Source organism: Erwinia sp. SLM-02 (genome assembly GCF_037450285.1).
Taxonomy (GTDB): domain Bacteria; phylum Pseudomonadota; class Gammaproteobacteria; order Enterobacterales; family Enterobacteriaceae; genus Erwinia.
Genome location: NZ_JAQISN010000027.1, coordinates 1 through 460 on the forward strand (window position 1 = coordinate 1; position 460 = coordinate 460).

1 rRNA gene is annotated in these 460 nt (G+C 51.7%); it reads left to right on the top strand.

The window, feature by feature from the left end:
• A 16S ribosomal RNA gene (locus PGH32_RS24595) occupies positions 1-460 on the top strand; the annotation flags it as partial.

The window sequence follows — 460 nt, forward strand, 5'->3', positions numbered from 1 at the left end:
CCTACGGGTGGCTGCAGTGAGGAATATTGGTCAATGGACGAGAGTCTGAACCAGCCAAGTAGCGTGCAGGATGACGGCCCTATGGGTTGTAAACTGCTTTTATAAGGGAATAAAGTGAGTCTCGTGAGGCTTTTTGCATGTACCTTATGAATAAGGACCGGCTAATTCCGTGCCAGCAGCCGCGGTAATACGGAAGGTCCGGGCGTTATCCGGATTTATTGGGTTTAAAGGGAGCGTAGGCCGGAGATTAAGCGTGTTGTGAAATGTAGACGCTCAACGTCTGCACTGCAGCGCGAACTGGCAGACTTGAGTGTGCGCAACGTAGGCGGAATTCGTGGTGTAGCGGTGAAATGCGTAGATATATGGAAGAACACCAGTGGCGAAGGCGGCTGTCTGGTCTGTAACTGACGCTGAGGCTCGAAAGCGTGGGTAGCAAACAGGATTAGATACCCTGGTAGTC